Consider the following 15,181-nt stretch of genomic DNA (forward strand, 5'->3'; position numbering starts at 1 on the left):
CTGGCGACTCATGCAACTTGACTGGACGCCGGCCGACTGGGAGCTGGACTTCAGCTTCATCCGCGCCAGCGGCCCGGGCGGGCAAAACGTCAACAAGGTCTCCAGCGCCGTGCATCTGCGCTTTGATATTCAGCGCTCCAGCCTGCCCGCCCTGATCAAGACCCGTTTGGCGGCGCTGTCGGACCAGCGCATCACGCAAGACGGCGTGGTGGTGATCAAGGCGCAAGACAGCCGCAGCCAGGAACAAAACCGCGCCGACGCGGTGGCCCGCCTGATTGAGCTGGTGCAAAGCGTGGCCCACACCCCAAAAGCCAGGCGCGCCACCAAGCCGACCTACGGCTCCAAGATGCGCCGGCTGGAAGGCAAGGCGCAGCGCAGCAGCATCAAGGCCGGGCGCGGCAAGGTCGGCTCCGACCATTGAAGCAGCCGCCATTCCGCTGAGTCGGCCAGCGCTGCAGTTCGTCGCAAGCGGGGTGCAAGGCTGAAGCCGCTGCGGCACATTGACCTCCATGGGCCGGAACTTCGGCGCCACTAGCCAAGGAGCTCAACACCATGTCACTTGCCACCGAACTTGAACGCCTGACGGAACTGCATCAGCGGGGCGCCTTGAGCGATGAAGAATTCCAGCGCGCCAAGGCCCGCTTGTTGCAAGACGAGGGCGACCAGCCCGCGGCGCGGCCCCAGCCGCAGCAACAACAGCAGCAGCAACAACGCACAAGCGCCCCAGGCATGGGCGGTGCCCTGAATGCCTTGCAGCGCAGCCGCGATGACCGCTGGCTGGGCGGCGTGTGCGGCGGGCTGGCGCAGGTCAGCGGGCTGGCGTCCTGGCTCTGGCGCCTGATTTTTGTGGGCCTTGTGACCTGCCACGGCTTTGGCGTGCTGGCCTATTTGCTGCTATGGCTGCTGGTGCCGGTGGAAAAGCCACCGCTGCTGCAACTGGGCTGGCAAGACCCGAAGGCGCATTAAGCGAAAGGGCTTCCGTCCTGGCCGACATCAGGGCCAGGGCGCCACTCACAGTCACTCGCGCATTTGCTTGCCCATTTACTTACGCGTGGCGGCGTAGAGGCTGGCCAGGCACAAGCCCATGCCGGCCAAGGACAGCAAGGTCGGTTGCCAGCCCTCCAACAAGGCGGAAATGGCCAGCGCAATCACCGGGATCACCACGCCAGTCAAGGCCGCTCGCGCCGGGCCCTGGCGCTGAGCCAGCTTGAAATACAGCACAAAAGCCGTCACCGAGCCAAAGACGGCCAAGTAAAGCAGCGACAGCAAATAAGGCAGCGAGCTGTCAAAGCGCAGACCCACGCCGGTGCCCAGCGCCAGCAGCATCAGGAAGACCGCGCCATAGCCCATGCTCCAGGCCAGGATGGGCACCAGGGCCAGGCCACGCCTGGTCAGCGTGAGCGTCAACACATTGCCGATGCAGGCGGCCAGCACGGCCAGCAGGCCCAGACTCAAGCCGAGGGCGGCATTGGGGCGCGCGCCGGTGGCGGCAATCTCGGGCCAGAAAATCATCACCACGCCCAGAACGCCGCCGCTGGCGGCCAGCAAAAAGCGTGAGCTCACGCGCTGGCCAAAGAACAACCGCCCGGACAAGGCATTGCCGAACACCATCAGCGAGAACAAAACCGCCACCAGGCCGCTGGGAATATGCCGCTCGGCCTCGTAGACCGACCAGTAGTTGCCGCTGTACTGCACGATGCCGGTGGCCAGCATCAGCACATGGGCGCTCAGCGGCAGGCGCAAGCTCTCACCGCGCCAGCGCGCCAGCGCCAGCAGCAAGACGGCAGCCAGGGCGAAGCGCCAGGCCACCGAGTTCAGCACCGGCACGCTCGAGTCGAGCTGATAAAGGATCACATGCCAGGTACTGGCCCAGATCAGCGTCGGGCCCCAGAACAGCCAGCGGTCGGAGAGTTGCGGTTTCATCAAAATGGGCTGACAAGAAAAGGAACGGCGCCTGGCCGGTGGGCCAGGCGCCGATTGGAGAGAAACGAGACGCCGCTCAGGCGCTGCGCTTGAAGGCCGACAGCAGCAAGCCCGCGCCAATGAACAAGCTGCCGAAAACACGGTTCAGCAGCTTGACCTGACGCTCCGTGCGCAAGGCCTTCAAGACCCGGGAAGCCAGGATGGTGTAACCCGCCATCACCACCAAGTCGGTGAACATCAGCGTGGCAGCAATCACCACATATTGCGGCAGCAGGTCTTGCTTGAGGTTGAGGAACTGCGGCATCACCGCCAGCAAAAACACCGTGCCCTTGGGGTTGACGGCATTGAGCATCCAGCCGCGCAGCACCAACTGGCGCAGGCTGACCTGTGGCCCGCCCTCCTCGGCTTCGGCCACCAGCGGCTTGGCCGGGGCGCGCCATTGCTGCACGCCCATCCACACCAAATAAGCCACACCGGCCCACTTGACGATGGCAAAGCCCAGATTGGAGGCTGCGATCAAGGCCCCCAGGCCCACGCCGACCAGCAGGATCTGAGTCAGGATGCCCAGAATCAGACCGAAGGTGGTGAAGTAGCCGCGCCGAAAACCATGGTTGAGGCCCGAGCTCATGGCTGCGATGGCGCCCGCGCCCGGCGACAGGCTGATGGCCCAGGAGGCCGCGAAAAAGCCCAGCCAGACAGAGAATTCCATGAAACAGCACTCCGAGAAAGAACCGCGGTTTTTAACATGCCGGGTCGGCCATGTCAGTCGCTCTCACGACAGACCCGGGCAAGCCGGGGACAATCAGCCCCATGGCAAGCAAAGAAAAATCCATCTACACCTGTTCCGACTGCGGTGGCAACAGTGCCAAATGGCTGGGCAAATGCCCCAGCTGCGGGGCCTGGAACACCTTGGTCGAAGGCGCGGCTGAACCGGCGGGCGGCAGCAAGAACCGCTACCAGGCGCTGGCCAAGAGCCAGCCCGTGGCCACCCTGGCCGACATCGAGGCCAGCGACTTCGAGCGCACCCCCACCGGGCAGGAGGAGTTGGACCGCGTGCTGGGCGGCGGCATTGTGGAAGGCGGCGTGGTGCTGATCGGCGGCGACCCCGGCATCGGCAAGTCCACCTTACTCTTGCAGGCGATTGACGATTTGTCCGCCAAGATGCGCGTGCTGTATGTCACCGGCGAGGAGTCGGGCGCGCAGATCGCCATGCGCTCGCGCCGCCTCGGACTGGCTGGCACGCAGGTGCGGGTGCTGGCCGAGATCAGCCTGGAAAAAATCCTGGCCACCCTGGACGCGGAGCAGCCGGCCTTTTGCGTTATCGATTCGATTCAGACTCTGTACTCCGAGCATCTGTCCTCCGCGCCGGGCTCGGTCGCACAAGTGCGCGAATGCGCCGCCCACCTGACCCGCAAGGCCAAGGCCTCGGGCTGCGCCATGGTGCTGGTGGGCCATGTCACCAAGGAAGGCGCGCTGGCCGGGCCGCGCGTGCTGGAGCACATCGTTGACACGGTGCTTTACTTCGAGGGCGACACGCACAGCAGCTTCCGCCTGGTGCGAGCGATCAAGAATCGCTTCGGCGCCGTCAACGAGATTGGCGTGTTCGCCATGACGGAAAAAGGCCTCAAAGGCGTGACCAACCCCAGCGCCATTTTTCTGTCCACCCACGGCGAGCCGGTGCCAGGCTCCTGCGTGCTGGTGACGCTGGAGGGCACGCGGCCCATGCTGGTCGAGTTGCAAGCCCTGGTGGATGCGGGCGGGCCGAATCCGCGCCGCTTATCGGTGGGCCTGGAGAAGGACCGCCTGGCCATGCTGCTGGCGGTGCTGCACCGCCACGCCGGCGTGGCGACCATGGATCAAGACGTCTTCATCAACGCGGTGGGCGGAGTGCGCATCAGCGAACCGGCGGCCGACTTGGCGGTGCTGCTGGCGATTCAAAGCTCGCTGCGCGGCAAGCCGCTGCCGCGCGGCTTCATCGCCTTCGGTGAGGTGGGCCTGGCCGGCGAAGTGCGGCCGGCGCCGCGTGGTCAAGAGCGCTTGAAGGAAGCCGCCAAGCTGGGCTTCACCGTCGCGGTGGTGCCCAAGGCGAATGCACCCAAGAAGGCCATCGAGGGCCTGACCGTGCATGCGGTGGATCGCATCGAGGACGCGATGGATCTGGTCAGAGGCCTGTAAAGGGCCGCGAGCGCTGCGCTTCGTCCAGCAATTTGCGCCCCTCGCGCTTGTTGCGGTACATGGCGTCGTCGGCGCTTTTGGCCAAGCTCAGCTCGTCTTGCCCGTCCTGCGGGTACATGGCCAGGCCCAACGAGCAAGTGACTTCCAAGCGCGCCCCGCTCAGCTCCATTGGCAATGAAACCTGATTGAAGATCTTCTCGACCACCAGCTGGGCGGTTTCATTGCTCATCGGGCCGGTCAACAGCACGACGAATTCATCGCCGCCAATGCGGCCCACCGTGTCCGTTTCACGCACCGCGGCCTTGATGCGGCGTGCCACGGTTTGCAGCAACTGGTCACCCACGGCATGGCCGAACTGGTCGTTGATGGGCTTGAAGCGGTCCAGGTCGAGCAGAATCAGCCCCAGGCGCTCCTGATAGCGGCGCGCATTGGCCAGGGCGAAGCGGAAGCGTTCGTCGAAATGGGCCCGGTTGGCCAGATCGGTGAGTGGGTCGTGCAGCGCGAGGTAGCGCATCTGCTCCTCGGTTTGGCGACGCTGGTGGATGTCCGACAAGGTGCCCACCATGGCCAGCGCCAGGCCATCGGCATCGCGCTGCACCACCATGCCACGCGACAAGACCCACAGCCATTGGCCGCCCGGCCCCTTGACCCGGTACTCGCTGGCCAGCGAGGAGGTCAGGCCGTCCAGGCAATGCTGAAAGTCGCCCTGCACCCGCTCAAGGTCCTGCGGATGGATCAGTTCACGCAGCTGGCTCATGCTGGGCTCGGCCTGATCGGCGCTGATGCCCATGATGGCCTTCCAGCGCAGCGAGCAGTTCAGCTGGCCACTACCGACCTGCCATTCCCACACGCCATCGCCCGCGCCTTCCAGCGCGAAGGCCCAGCGCTGCTCGGTCTCACGCAGCACCACCGTCATGCGTTCGGCCAGATGCTGAGCGCGCTCGCGCGAGGTCAACATCAGCCAGACCAACAAGGCCAGCATCACGCTCAACACGCCGCCCAGCCAAGGCACTTGGCTGGCGAACCCGGCGCCGTGAGCGGGCGCAAAGTCCGGCCCCGCTTGCAGGACCAAGGTCCAGTTCGCGCCCTCCGGGATGCGCAGCTTGCGGGCGGTCTGCAAGCCCTCGCCCGCTTCGATGAATTCGCCGTCGCTATTCAAAGCCGTGCTGCGAAAGTACGCGCTGCGCGCCTGCAAATGCTGCTCGGTGTAAAGCGCCAGTGACAGCCCCTCGGGCAAATGCTGGTAGAGGCCGGCGAACATGGCCGTCGGGTCGATGGGGGCAAGCACCCAGGCCAGCAACTGCTCACGTCGCAAGGCTTCGTTGGAAGGGCGCACCGCCCCTTTGAACACCGGCAGCGCTTGCAAATAGCCTTCGGCCACGCCCACTTGCAGCTCCCTCAGGTCCAGCCGCCCGGACAAGCTCAAGCGCCCCCCATCGCGGGCCTGCGCCAGCAAGAGCGGCAGCTGGGGCAGCTTCGTCAGCAGGCTGGGCGACACCTTGGCCAATTCTGAGCCCGCACGAATCGGAGCCCCAGGCCCGGGATGCAGGCGCAGCAACAGGGCCAATTCATCCTGCCCAGGCCGCGCCCAAGCCACCAAAAGGTCATGCATATCCGCTTGGCCCGCGTGTGGCGGCAAGGTCTGAGCGTAAAGGCGCAATGCCGCCTCATCGGCTTGCGGATAGGCCGCCAGAAAACCTTGCAAACCCTGCAAGACCTGGCGCTGCGCATTCAGCTGCTGCTCAAAGCGCTGGCTCAATTCCTGAAAATTGCGATCAAAAGCTTGATTGACCTGCGTCTGCTCGCGTTGCGACTCGAAGCGCCAAAAGGCGACCGTCAGTGCCAGCGCCAGCAGCAGCACCAACAAGGGCAACAGCACGCGCAGCGGCCGCAAGGCCCGCGGCCAAGCAAAGGCCTCGGGGATGCGCGCGGGCATAGGCGCCAGACTCATGGCTGCTCACAGCTGAGCTGCTGTGATCGCTGGCCCTGGAGCGGCCGCTTTGCCGACAACACACCTTCCATGTCTCATGGCCTCTGAGGCTGAGCAGGTGTGATGGCGCGAAGCCTCGGCCTGCATGACAAGGGAGCACGGCAAACCCGCACAATGCGGGCTGGATCACTCCCAAAGAACCCGCAGAATACGCCAAGCCCATGACGAATCAAAGCCCTATTTCCCCCGCCCCGGCCGGACTGGCGCCACTGTTTGAGCCGCCCTATTTCGCGGTGATGTTCACCAGCCAAAGAACCGCTGGTGACACAGGCTACGACGCCATGGCCGATCAGATGGTGGCACTGGCTGCCGATCAGCCCGGCTATCTGGGCGCCGAGAGCGTGCGCGATGCCACGGGTTTAGGCATCACCATGTCCTACTGGCGCAGCGAGGCCGATATCGCCGCTTGGCGTCGTCATGGCGAACACCAACTGGCGCGCGACCGTGGTCGCCAAGCCTGGTACAGCCACTACAGCGTGCGCATTGCCAAGGTCGAACGCGCCTACGGCTGGTGCGCGGCCGATGGCAGCGCTGACCCGGCCAATCCTCTGGCAAACGACCAAGCAAATGGCCAAACAAATGACGAGGTGCAGCCATGAACGCCTGGATCGGTGGCGCTTTGGCCGTGGCGGCGATGTTTTTGGGCGGTGGCCTGTGGGGCTGGAAGGGCGTGATTCTGGCCCTGACGGGCATCGTGTTCTGGCTGCTGCTGCAGTTCTCGCGCCTGATGCGGGCGATGCGCGCGGCGTCAGAAAGCCCGGTGGGTCAGGTCCACAGCGCAGTGATGTTCAATAGCCAGCTGCGCGCAGGCATGACGGTGGCCCAGATCATCACGCTGACCCGCAGCCTGGGCCGCAAGCTCAGCGATACGCCGGAGACCTTCGGCTGGATCGACGCCGGCGGCGACCAAGTGGCGGTGGTCCTGCAAAAGGGCAAAGTGCAAAGCTGGGAATTGCTCAGAGGCGCGGAAAACCAGCCAAGCCAGACGCCTGAGCAAGGCGCCTGAGTAAGACGAACGAGTAAGGCGGCGGATTAGGCCGTTTCGATCAGCCCTCAGCCGCGCCGACGGCGGCGGCTGGCCACCAAGCCCATCACACCCAGGCCGGCCAGCATCAGCGCATAGCTTTGAGGCTCAGGCACCGCAGCCGTTGGCGTGCCAAAGAAGCCCGCATGCGAAATGGTGCTGCCGCTGCCGGCCTTGACACCGTTGGCATCGATGAGCAACTGCGAGATGCCGCCCGCCACGTTTTCGGCATTGAACAGGTAGAGCGAAAACGCATTGCCCTGCTTGATGCCGAGCACGAATTTGCCGGTCAGCGCCTGATCAAAGCGGACACGGCCGTTGTCCAGCGCACCCGCGTCTTCCGCGAACGGATTGCCCGCAGCGGCGAACTTTTCGCTGCTGAAGTATTGGTTGGTGCTGAAGGAAAAAGCACTGTTGATGGTGGCGAATGCACCGCTGGCGCCGTTCAGCTGGTTGTCGATATTGCCGCTGAAGGCGCCCAGGCATGAGACATAACCAGGCTGGCTGAGCAAGGTGCTGGAGGCGGCGCAGCTGAGATTGCTGTCGCTGATGTTCAGCGCATGCGTCGGACCGGCAAGGGCCATCATCGCGACGGCGACCAAGCTGCTCAGAGTTGAAGTGGATTTCATGGTGGGGCCTCCTGCGTGGGCCAAAAACTACTTGATGGCTCGAATATAGGGACGCCCCGCCGCCACACACGCCACCCAGCCCCCTGAGGCACGGGGGGCGGCCAGGCGCCAGGCGGGTCATTCCGCCAAAAAAGTCACGGTTCAGCCGCCAGCTTGCCGCGCATAAAATGCCGCCACCCCACAGCAAGGACCTCTCATGTCTCTGGACGACCGCGACGGCAAAATTTGGATGGACGGCCAGTTGGTCGACTGGCGCGACGCCAAGATCCATGTGCTGAGCCACACCCTGCATTACGGCTGCGGCGCTTTCGAGGGCGTGCGCGCCTACAAGACCGATAAGGGGACCGCCATCTTCCGCTTGAAGGAGCACACCGAGCGGCTCTTCAACAGCGCCAAGATCCTGCGCATGAAGATCCCCTTCTGCTTCGAGCAAGTGGCCGAGGCGCAAAAGCAAGTGGTGCGTGAGAACCAGCTGGAAAGCTGCTATTTGCGCCCGCTGACCTGGATTGGCTCCGAAAAGCTGGGCGTCAGCCCCAAGGGCAACAAAATCCACCTGATGGTGGCCGCCTGGGCATGGGGTGCCTATCTGGGCGAAGAAGGCATGAAGCGCGGCATCCGCGTCAAAACCAGCAGCTACACCCGCCACCACGTCAACATCACCATGACGCAGGCCAAAGCGGTCAGCAACTACACCAACTCCATCCTGGCCAATATGGAAGCTACCGAGGATGGTTACGACGAAGCCATGCTGCTGGATGCCTCGGGCTTTGTCTCCGAAGGCGCGGGCGAGAACCTGTTTGTGATCAAGAACGGCGTGGTCTACACGCCCGATCTGTCGGCCGGCGCCCTCAACGGCATCACCCGCAACACCATCTTCCACATCTGCCAGGACCTGGGCCTGCAGCTGGTGGAAAAGCGCATCACCCGTGATGAGGTCTATATCTGCGACGAGGCCTTCTTCACCGGCACCGCCGCTGAAGTGACGCCGATCCGCGAGCTGGACCGCATCGAGCTGGGCCGTGACGATTACGTCGGCACACGCGGCCCCATCACCGAAAAAATCCAGGCCGCCTTTTTTGACATCGTGGGCGGCCGCAATCCGAAGTACGCTGACTGGCTGAGCCTGGTCTGAGACCAGCCGCCCGACCCAGCCCCATTGACCCCCGAAAGAAGCCCATGAGCGAAGCAAAGTCCATCGTCGAAGTCACCGCTGCCGACGTCCAAGGCCCCGGCGTGGTGGCCTGCCCCAACCCCAAGATGGCGCTGTGGAGCAGCCATCCCAAGGTGTTCATCGACATCAGCCACGACGGCCACGGCAAGTGCCCCTACTGCGGCACCGTCTACCAGCTCAAGGCCGGTGAAGTGCTGCACAGCCACCACTGATCTCAGCCCATGCAACGCCCCAAGGCCCAGACCGCCGCCCTGCTCGCCTCGCCCGAGGACACCGAGCAGCAGTTCTACGAAGCCCTGCAGTCGGCCGATCTGGACCGCTTGATGAACGTCTGGTCCGATGAGGACGATGTCTCCTGCGTCCACCCCGGCGGCCCACGCCTGGTGGGCTGCGGCGCCATCCGCGCGGCCTTCGAGACGATTTTTCAGCAAGGCGCGATCGGCGTGACGCCCGAGCGGGTGCGCCGCATCCACACCGGCGACACCGCCATTCACCAAGTGTTGGAACGCATCACGATGGCAACGCCCGAAGGCCAGCAAAGCGCCTGGGTGATCGCCACCAATGTCTATCTGAAAACCGCTTTCGGCTGGCGCATGGTGGTGCACCATGCCAGCCCCGGCACGGCGCATGACATTCAAGAAGTGATCGAAGAACCGGCGACCCTGCATTGAAAGTTCGCCTGCGTTTCGCTCCCGGCAGCTGCACTCGCAGCGCGCGACCGGCATGAAGTACCAAGCCCCCGCCTGGCTGCCCGGCGGCCATGCCCAAACCATCTGGCCCGCATTTTTCGCCCGCAGCAGCGAGGCGCCGGCACTGCAGTTCCGGCGCGAACGCTGGCTGACGCCGGATGCCGACTTCATCGATGTGGATTGGCTGGACCCTGTGGCGCCCGCCAACCAGGCATCCGCAGCGCAAACGCCAGCGCAATCAAGCCAGAAGCCGCCCTTGCTGGTGCTCTTCCACGGCCTCGAAGGCAGCTCGCAAAGCCATTCCTCGCAGGCCTTTGCCTCGGTGGCGCGCGCACGCGGCTGGGCTTTGGCGCTGCCACATTTCCGCGGCTGCTCGGGCGAGCTGAACCTGGCGCCGCGCGCCTATCACTCGGGTGATTTTGAGGAAATCGGCTGGATCCTGGCGCGCTGCAAATCCAGCTACGGCGGCCCGATGATTGCCGCCGGCGTCTCGCTGGGCGGCAACGCCTTGCTGCGCTGGGCCGAAGAAAGCGGCGCGGCGGCAGCCGCCACCGTGCAAGCGGTTTGCGCGATCTGCTCGCCGGTGGATCTGGCGGCGGCGGGCCACGCCATTGGCCGGGGCTTCAACCGCCTGGTCTACACCCGCATGTTTCTGCGCTCCATGGTGCCCAAGGCCTTGCACAAGCTGGCCCAGCACCCCGGCTTGTTCGATGGCGAGCGCCTGCGCACGGCCAAGAATTTGTACGAATTCGACAATCTGTTCACCGCGCCCCTGCACGGCTTCCGCAGCACCGAGGATTATTGGCAGCGTGCGTCGGCCAAACCGCATCTGCGCGACATCCGCATCCCGGCCCTGGTGCTGAATGCCGCCAACGATCCTTTTGTGCCCGCCCATTGCCTGCCCACTGCTGCCGACGCCGGCCCGCATGTGACACTCTGGCAACCCGCGCAAGGCGGCCATGTCGGATTCCCGCAAGGGCGCCCGCCCGGCCATTTGTTCGCGATGCCCGAGCAGGTCTGCCAATGGCTGGCGCAGTCGCTGCCCTAAGTGCAGCATTGACGCGCCATTGATCACGCCGTCGCTTGCCCGCAAACGCTAAATAGAAAGCCCCGCCGTGGACGCAATAGTCGAAGCCGCTCTGAAGAAATGGCCGAACGTGCCGCATTGCTACGGCTGGCTGGCGCTGGACGCGCGCGGCGACTGGTATATGCGCGACGAACGCATCCAGGCCGCCGGCCCCTTCCCGCAAGTCAAGGGCAGCCGGGTCACGCACGAAAAGCTGCGCCACTTCATCGAGCGCAATTACGCGGTGGACGACCACGGCTGCTGGTTTTTCCAGAACGGCCCACAGCGGGTGTATCTGCAGCTGGAAGCCGCCCCCTGGATTTGGCGCATTGACGCCGCCGGTGCCGTCAGCAGCCACACCGGCCTGGCTACCGAGGTGCTGGCCAGTTACTTGGACGAACATGACCGGCTCTTCCTCGCCACGTCCCTGGGCCTGGGCTTGGTGCACAGCATGGACATGCTGGCCGCCGCCGATGCGGTGCAGGCAGGCCGTTGGGATCCGCAGCCCCGCCAGTTTTCCGAGCTGCTGCGGGAGTATCGAGTGGAGCTTTGCCCAGCACCGGCGAGCGCGGCATAAGCGCAAATCACATCGCCATTCAGACCGCCATACAGACGTGAAAAAGCCGACCCACGGGTCGGCTTTTTTCTTGCATCGGCCTGCCGTCTGGGCTCAGGCCTTCAAGGCATCAGTTCGCGGCCGAAGCGGCAGCGGCCGGAGCCTTGGGCTCCTCAAACTTCGCGCCACCTTGGTTGGCCATATAGACCACGGCACGGGCGATTTCATAGTCGCTGAAATCGCCGCCACCTTGGGCACCCATGGCGCCCTTGCCCTTGAGGGCGCTAGTCAGCAAGAGATCAAAACCTTGGCCTAAACGTGGGCCCCAAGCGGCGGCATCGGCCAACTTAGGCGCGCCTGCGGCGCCGGTGGCATGGCAAGCTGCGCACTGGGCTTGGAAGACTTGTTCGCCCGTCTTCATCACGCCGGCGCCGCTGGCGTCTTTGATCTCAATGCCACCGATAGGCTGGATGCGAGCGGCCACGGCCATCGCCTCCAAAGCTTCGGTACCGGCCGAAGGCTTGCTCGACGTGGTGACGTAATTGGCCAGCAGGATGATCACGATGATGGGGATCAAGAAGGCGAAGAACACGGCCCAAGCCAATTGCTTGGGCGTCTTGATCGGCCCGGTGTGCGCATCTTCGTCGTGATGGTCGTTCGCGTGGTCTGGGGTTCCGCTCATGAAATCCTCGTTGGCTCAATCAGGTGGGCTGGTTGCGCCCCACAAAGCGCAGGGCGCAAAACCGCGAGATTATAAGTCGCCATGCGCACGCTCTAGTTCGGTGCGACGCCGGCGGCGTGGCGCTTGCGCGACTGCACCGGCCGCCGCGGCGCGGTCGCGCCGGCCAGCCAAGCACTCCAAGAGCTTGCTGCCCAACTGATCGAGGAGGGTCAGGGCTTGCACGCGCTGGCGCAAGCACGCATTCACGCCTGCACTTTGTGAAGGGCTGGCCGGGCCGGGTTAGAATCCGGCTCCAATCGCTGCGACCGTGGTGAAGTGGATATCATTGGGCCCTCCGAAGGCTTAGGCGCAAGTTCGATTCTTGCCGGTCGCACCAAATCCCCCCCTGCTCCCTCCGCGCTGTTCCTTACAACAGCCGCCGCTGCCACCCGCCACGGGTTGAGCCAGGCAGCCGCAACACCCCTCCTTCTTTCAGCACCACGCACGCTTTCGGCACTTAAATGCCGATCAAGGCCTTGGCGCGGAACAAGAACTCCAGCCGGGCTTTCAAGTGCGTGTTGGGGCCATCAGCCTGGCCGTTGATGGCCTTGGTGACCGCCTTCACATCATCACGGTCGGCCATGGCGCCGATGCGCTTATCAGCCCAGAACCAGCAGGCGACATCCACGGCCAACAGCGGTTCATTGGCGATGCGCTCCGGGTGCGCCAGAAAGTCCTGCCCGCTGGCCTGGCTGTAGCGGGTGTAGTTGGCGCGGCCGGTGAGCTGGATCAGGCCGCGGCCTTTGAAGCGGCGGCCATCACCCGGCTGCTTATTGCCTAGATCATTGCGGCCTTCGTAGGCGTCGCCGCTGGCCAGCTCTTCCGGGTACAAAAAGGAGCCTGACTCATGCGCCAGTTGGGCCAGAAAGTGCGCAATTTGCAGCTCACTGGTGATGCCGTATTTGGGCATGGCGGTCAAGAGAGGCTGGTAATACAGATCGATGCGGCTGGCGGTGGCCTGCGGCATCACGATGGCCAGTTTTTCTTCGACATAGCCGGGCGGCAGGCCGGCAATCAGCGCCTTCAGGGTGGCATCGCCGGGCACGATGATGCCGTCGGACTCGGGCAAGCCCATGATGCGAGTCTCAAATTGCTGGATCGCATCGATGGTCTTCAGGCCGATGCGCCCATCGGGCTGCAACTGGGCCGGCGGCTGCACGCCGGCATAACGACCCAGGTTCATATTCAAAAGGTTCTGCACCACCATCACATCGATGATGTCGTTATGCGAGCCCCGCCCCACCGGTCCTTGAATGCACATGGTCTGACACTCCCAAGCCACTGATTGGAGGGCGCAGCCGGCACCCCGCGGGCCACCCCGTCTGCGCGTTTTCAGGCGCTGCTGAGCGTGGCGCTTGAGTATCTGACCGAAGCGGGCGGCAGGCCAAGTGCAATCTTGGGGACAGCGCCGCCAGCGCGGTGCCCCTAAGCGGCCTCAGTCCGGCTTGGCCGGCGCGGTGAACCAGGCGCTCTTGGGCACGAACTTGGCTTGCTCGGGGTCGGCCAGGTAGTGCGGCGACATGATTTGCACGCCGTACTCATTGAACACGTCTTGGATGTTCGCGTGCAGATTGCTCAGCACCACGGCGCGTGGGCGCGGCTCACTGGGCACGGCCTGGCAGACCAGGCGGTACTCGGGATAGAAGTCGGACAGCGCCGTCTGGAACACCTGCGGCGCCGGGCTGGCCAAGACGCCGGGCGTGCGCCGCGCCGCTTCTTCCAGCATGGCCTCCACCTGGCGCCAAGGCGTGTCGTAACCAATCGTCACCGTGGTGTCGACGATGAAGCCCAAGCCTTTCACCGCGCGCGAGTAGTTCTTGGTCACCGTGCCCAGCACCAGGGAGTTGGGCATGCTGAGCTCCTCGCCCAGGCCGGTGCGGATGCGGGTGGTAAACATGCCCAGCTCCATCACCGTGCCTTCGTGGTCGGCGATACGCACGAACTCGCCAACGCGAATGGTGCGCGAGAACATCAAAATCATGCCGCTGGCGCCCTGACCCACGATGCTGGAGGCGCCCAGTGAAATCATCAGACCCAAGAGCACCGACATGCCTTTGAAGGCCTCGGAGCCTGAGCCCGGCAGATAGGGATAGGCCATCACCAGCGCGAACACCCAGACGGCGATGCTGATGATGCGGCGCGAAGCGCGCACGGTGTCGCGGTCCAGCCAGCCCATGCTGACTTCGCCGCGCTCGATGCGGTCAAACACCGGGCTCATGATGTTGATGGCCGTGCGCGCGATGGCAAAGATCACCAGCGCCACGAACAAATCGGGCAGCGCATGCAAGATGCCCACGGCAATCCGCTCGGCCACATTCAGCAAATAGCCGCTGAGCTGCTCGCCCCAAGGCCGGGTGTAGGGGAACTGGCTCAGCACATAACTGAGCCATTGGTAGGACAGCAAGGCCAGCAGCACCCAGCTGGCCAAGCGCAGCGCTAGGCGCAAAAAGGCCAGCAGCTTGTCGCGCTGCAGCAGCTGGGTGCCGGCGATTTCCAGGCGCACGTCCTTGGTTCTCATCAAGCCCGCCAGCTTGGCGCCGGCCAGATTGCGCCCGCGCAGCACCAGCAGCACCAGGCCCACAAACACCGCCGTGGCCACCAAGGTGGCGAGCGCGCCATGCAAGAGGCGCGAGCCGTCGCGGCTTTCACGGGTTTCGTTGATGACTTGTTCCAGCTGATGCTTGGCGTGGCTGGCGGCCTGCTCCAGCGTTTCGCGCTCGTCCAGGTTGACATCGTCTGCGGTGAGGAAGAAGACCATCTCGCCGTCCACCATCAGCACCCGGCCCTGGAGTTCTTTGCGCACCGTCACCGCACCCGCCCCCACCCGCGCCAGCATCTCGTTGATGACCAACTGCGCCCGGCGCGCCCGATCGGCCGGCTGCGTGCCCATGAAGCTGGCCCGGAAGGCGGTGATCTGGCGATTCAACACCATCACCGGCGCGCCCACGCTGGCCGGCAAGGCGCCGCCCTGGGCCAGCATTGAACCGGCCGAGCCCGGCGCCTCGGCGAGCTCAGTGGCCTCGTTGGCAGGGGCAGGCGCTGCTTGTTGTTGCGACTGCTGTTGCTGCTTATGTGGCGCCGCCGCATGGGCCGCAGGGGCCGCAATAAAAGTGCCCGCCGCCAGTGCAGTTAGGCAGAACAAAACAGAGGCAGCAGCCAGGCGCATGCGAAGGATGGCGAGCATGGTGAATGTCTAGCCCGAGGGCAGCGAGTTGCGAACGCGGCGTTCGATGCGGG

The 15,181-nt window shown here is 64.5% G+C and carries 18 protein-coding genes and 1 tRNA gene; 11 read left to right on the forward strand and 8 right to left on the reverse strand.

Annotated elements, in window-relative coordinates; genetic code table 11:
- Window positions 1-10 precede the first annotated feature (10 nt).
- Window positions 11-421 carry an alternative ribosome rescue aminoacyl-tRNA hydrolase ArfB gene (gene arfB / locus AABB87_RS09820; RefSeq protein WP_058721613.1) on the forward strand — a complete coding sequence of 137 codons (411 nt, stop codon included), beginning with the start codon at window positions 11-13 and terminating at the stop codon, window positions 419-421.
- Window positions 422-552: 131 nt separating this feature from the next.
- Window positions 553-966 (forward strand): PspC domain-containing protein, encoded by a 414-nt coding sequence (locus tag AABB87_RS09825; RefSeq protein ID WP_341971068.1) that lies wholly within the window; start codon window positions 553-555, stop codon window positions 964-966.
- 75 nt (window positions 967-1,041) lie between these two features.
- Here AABB87_RS09825 and AABB87_RS09830 read toward each other — a convergent pair whose 3' ends face one another.
- Window positions 1,042-1,923 carry a DMT family transporter gene (locus AABB87_RS09830; RefSeq protein ID WP_341971069.1) on the reverse strand — a complete coding sequence of 294 codons (882 nt, stop codon included), beginning with the start codon at window positions 1,921-1,923 and terminating at the stop codon, window positions 1,042-1,044.
- Between the two features lie 76 nt (window positions 1,924-1,999).
- A complete protein-coding gene (locus AABB87_RS09835) occupies window positions 2,000-2,632 on the reverse strand; it encodes a LysE family transporter (RefSeq protein ID WP_058721610.1) in 633 nt (210 codons plus the stop codon).
- A gap of 101 nt (window positions 2,633-2,733) precedes the next feature.
- Between AABB87_RS09835 and radA the strand changes: the two genes are divergently transcribed.
- Window positions 2,734-4,098, forward strand: a complete 1,365-nt coding sequence (gene radA / locus AABB87_RS09840; RefSeq protein WP_058721609.1) for a DNA repair protein RadA — start codon at window positions 2,734-2,736, stop codon at window positions 4,096-4,098.
- On the opposite strand, the gene AABB87_RS09845 is transcribed toward radA, so the two are convergent.
- The gene (locus AABB87_RS09845; protein WP_341971070.1) at window positions 4,085-6,049 is read right to left on the reverse strand and encodes a diguanylate cyclase domain-containing protein; all 1,965 of its coding nucleotides are present in this window, start codon (window positions 6,047-6,049) and stop codon (window positions 4,085-4,087) included. The two genes, radA and AABB87_RS09845, sit on opposite strands and share 14 nt — an antisense overlap.
- 200 nt (window positions 6,050-6,249) lie before the next feature.
- Between AABB87_RS09845 and AABB87_RS09850 the strand changes: the two genes are divergently transcribed.
- Window positions 6,250-6,687 carry an antibiotic biosynthesis monooxygenase family protein gene (locus AABB87_RS09850; RefSeq protein ID WP_341971071.1) on the forward strand — a complete coding sequence of 146 codons (438 nt, stop codon included), beginning with the start codon at window positions 6,250-6,252 and terminating at the stop codon, window positions 6,685-6,687.
- On the forward strand, window positions 6,684-7,094 hold the full coding sequence (locus AABB87_RS09855) for a hypothetical protein (RefSeq protein ID WP_058721607.1): 411 nt from the start codon (window positions 6,684-6,686) through the stop codon (window positions 7,092-7,094). Before AABB87_RS09850 ends, AABB87_RS09855 begins: the two co-directional genes overlap by 4 nt.
- Before the next feature lie 47 nt (window positions 7,095-7,141).
- On the opposite strand, the gene AABB87_RS09860 is transcribed toward AABB87_RS09855, so the two are convergent.
- Complete coding sequence (locus AABB87_RS09860) at window positions 7,142-7,741, reverse strand: PEP-CTERM sorting domain-containing protein (RefSeq protein WP_341971072.1); 600 nt, start codon at window positions 7,739-7,741, stop codon at window positions 7,142-7,144.
- A 196-nt stretch (window positions 7,742-7,937) separates the two neighbouring features.
- Here AABB87_RS09860 and AABB87_RS09865 point away from each other — a divergent pair, with 196 nt between their 5' ends.
- The 5 genes from AABB87_RS09865 (at window position 7,938) to AABB87_RS09885 (ending at window position 11,244) form a co-directional block, all read left to right on the forward strand.
- On the forward strand, window positions 7,938-8,873 hold the full coding sequence (locus AABB87_RS09865) for a branched-chain amino acid transaminase (RefSeq protein ID WP_341971073.1): 936 nt from the start codon (window positions 7,938-7,940) through the stop codon (window positions 8,871-8,873).
- Between the two features lie 44 nt (window positions 8,874-8,917).
- Window positions 8,918-9,124 carry a zinc-finger domain-containing protein gene (locus tag AABB87_RS09870; RefSeq protein WP_295083022.1) on the forward strand — a complete coding sequence of 69 codons (207 nt, stop codon included), beginning with the start codon at window positions 8,918-8,920 and terminating at the stop codon, window positions 9,122-9,124.
- Window positions 9,125-9,133: 9 nt separating this feature from the next.
- Window positions 9,134-9,583, forward strand: a complete 450-nt coding sequence (locus AABB87_RS09875) for a YybH family protein (protein WP_295083024.1) — start codon at window positions 9,134-9,136, stop codon at window positions 9,581-9,583.
- Window positions 9,584-9,635: 52 nt separating this feature from the next.
- Window positions 9,636-10,649: a YheT family hydrolase gene (locus AABB87_RS09880; RefSeq protein ID WP_341971074.1), complete on the forward strand. Its 1,014-nt coding sequence runs from the start codon at window positions 9,636-9,638 to the stop codon at window positions 10,647-10,649.
- A 67-nt stretch (window positions 10,650-10,716) separates the two neighbouring features.
- Window positions 10,717-11,244 (forward strand): DUF2946 family protein, encoded by a 528-nt coding sequence (locus tag AABB87_RS09885; RefSeq protein ID WP_341971075.1) that lies wholly within the window; start codon window positions 10,717-10,719, stop codon window positions 11,242-11,244.
- A gap of 109 nt (window positions 11,245-11,353) precedes the next feature.
- Here AABB87_RS09885 and AABB87_RS09890 read toward each other — a convergent pair whose 3' ends face one another.
- Together AABB87_RS09890 and AABB87_RS09895 are read right to left on the reverse strand one after the other, a co-directional pair.
- Complete coding sequence (locus AABB87_RS09890) at window positions 11,354-11,905, reverse strand: c-type cytochrome (protein ID WP_341971076.1); 552 nt, start codon at window positions 11,903-11,905, stop codon at window positions 11,354-11,356.
- 69 nt (window positions 11,906-11,974) lie between these two features.
- Window positions 11,975-12,151, reverse strand: coding sequence for a hypothetical protein (locus AABB87_RS09895; RefSeq protein ID WP_341971077.1), 177 nt, complete (start codon window positions 12,149-12,151; stop codon window positions 11,975-11,977).
- A gap of 55 nt (window positions 12,152-12,206) precedes the next feature.
- Here AABB87_RS09895 and AABB87_RS09900 point away from each other — a divergent pair.
- Window positions 12,207-12,281 (forward strand) — tRNA-Arg (locus AABB87_RS09900).
- Window positions 12,282-12,401: 120 nt separating this feature from the next.
- Here the strand turns inward: AABB87_RS09900 and AABB87_RS09905 are convergent.
- Both AABB87_RS09905 and AABB87_RS09910 read right to left on the reverse strand, forming a co-directional pair.
- The gene (locus AABB87_RS09905) at window positions 12,402-13,205 is read right to left on the reverse strand and encodes a glycoside hydrolase family 19 protein (RefSeq protein ID WP_341971078.1); all 804 of its coding nucleotides are present in this window, start codon (window positions 13,203-13,205) and stop codon (window positions 12,402-12,404) included.
- A gap of 174 nt (window positions 13,206-13,379) precedes the next feature.
- Window positions 13,380-15,128, reverse strand: coding sequence for a mechanosensitive ion channel family protein (locus AABB87_RS09910; RefSeq protein WP_341971079.1), 1,749 nt, complete (start codon window positions 15,126-15,128; stop codon window positions 13,380-13,382).
- Between the last annotated feature and the right edge of the window lie 53 nt (window positions 15,129-15,181).

The sequence above is a fragment of the Roseateles sp. PN1 genome (assembly GCF_038419725.1).
Taxonomy (GTDB): Bacteria; Pseudomonadota; Gammaproteobacteria; order Burkholderiales; family Burkholderiaceae_C; genus Paucibacter_A.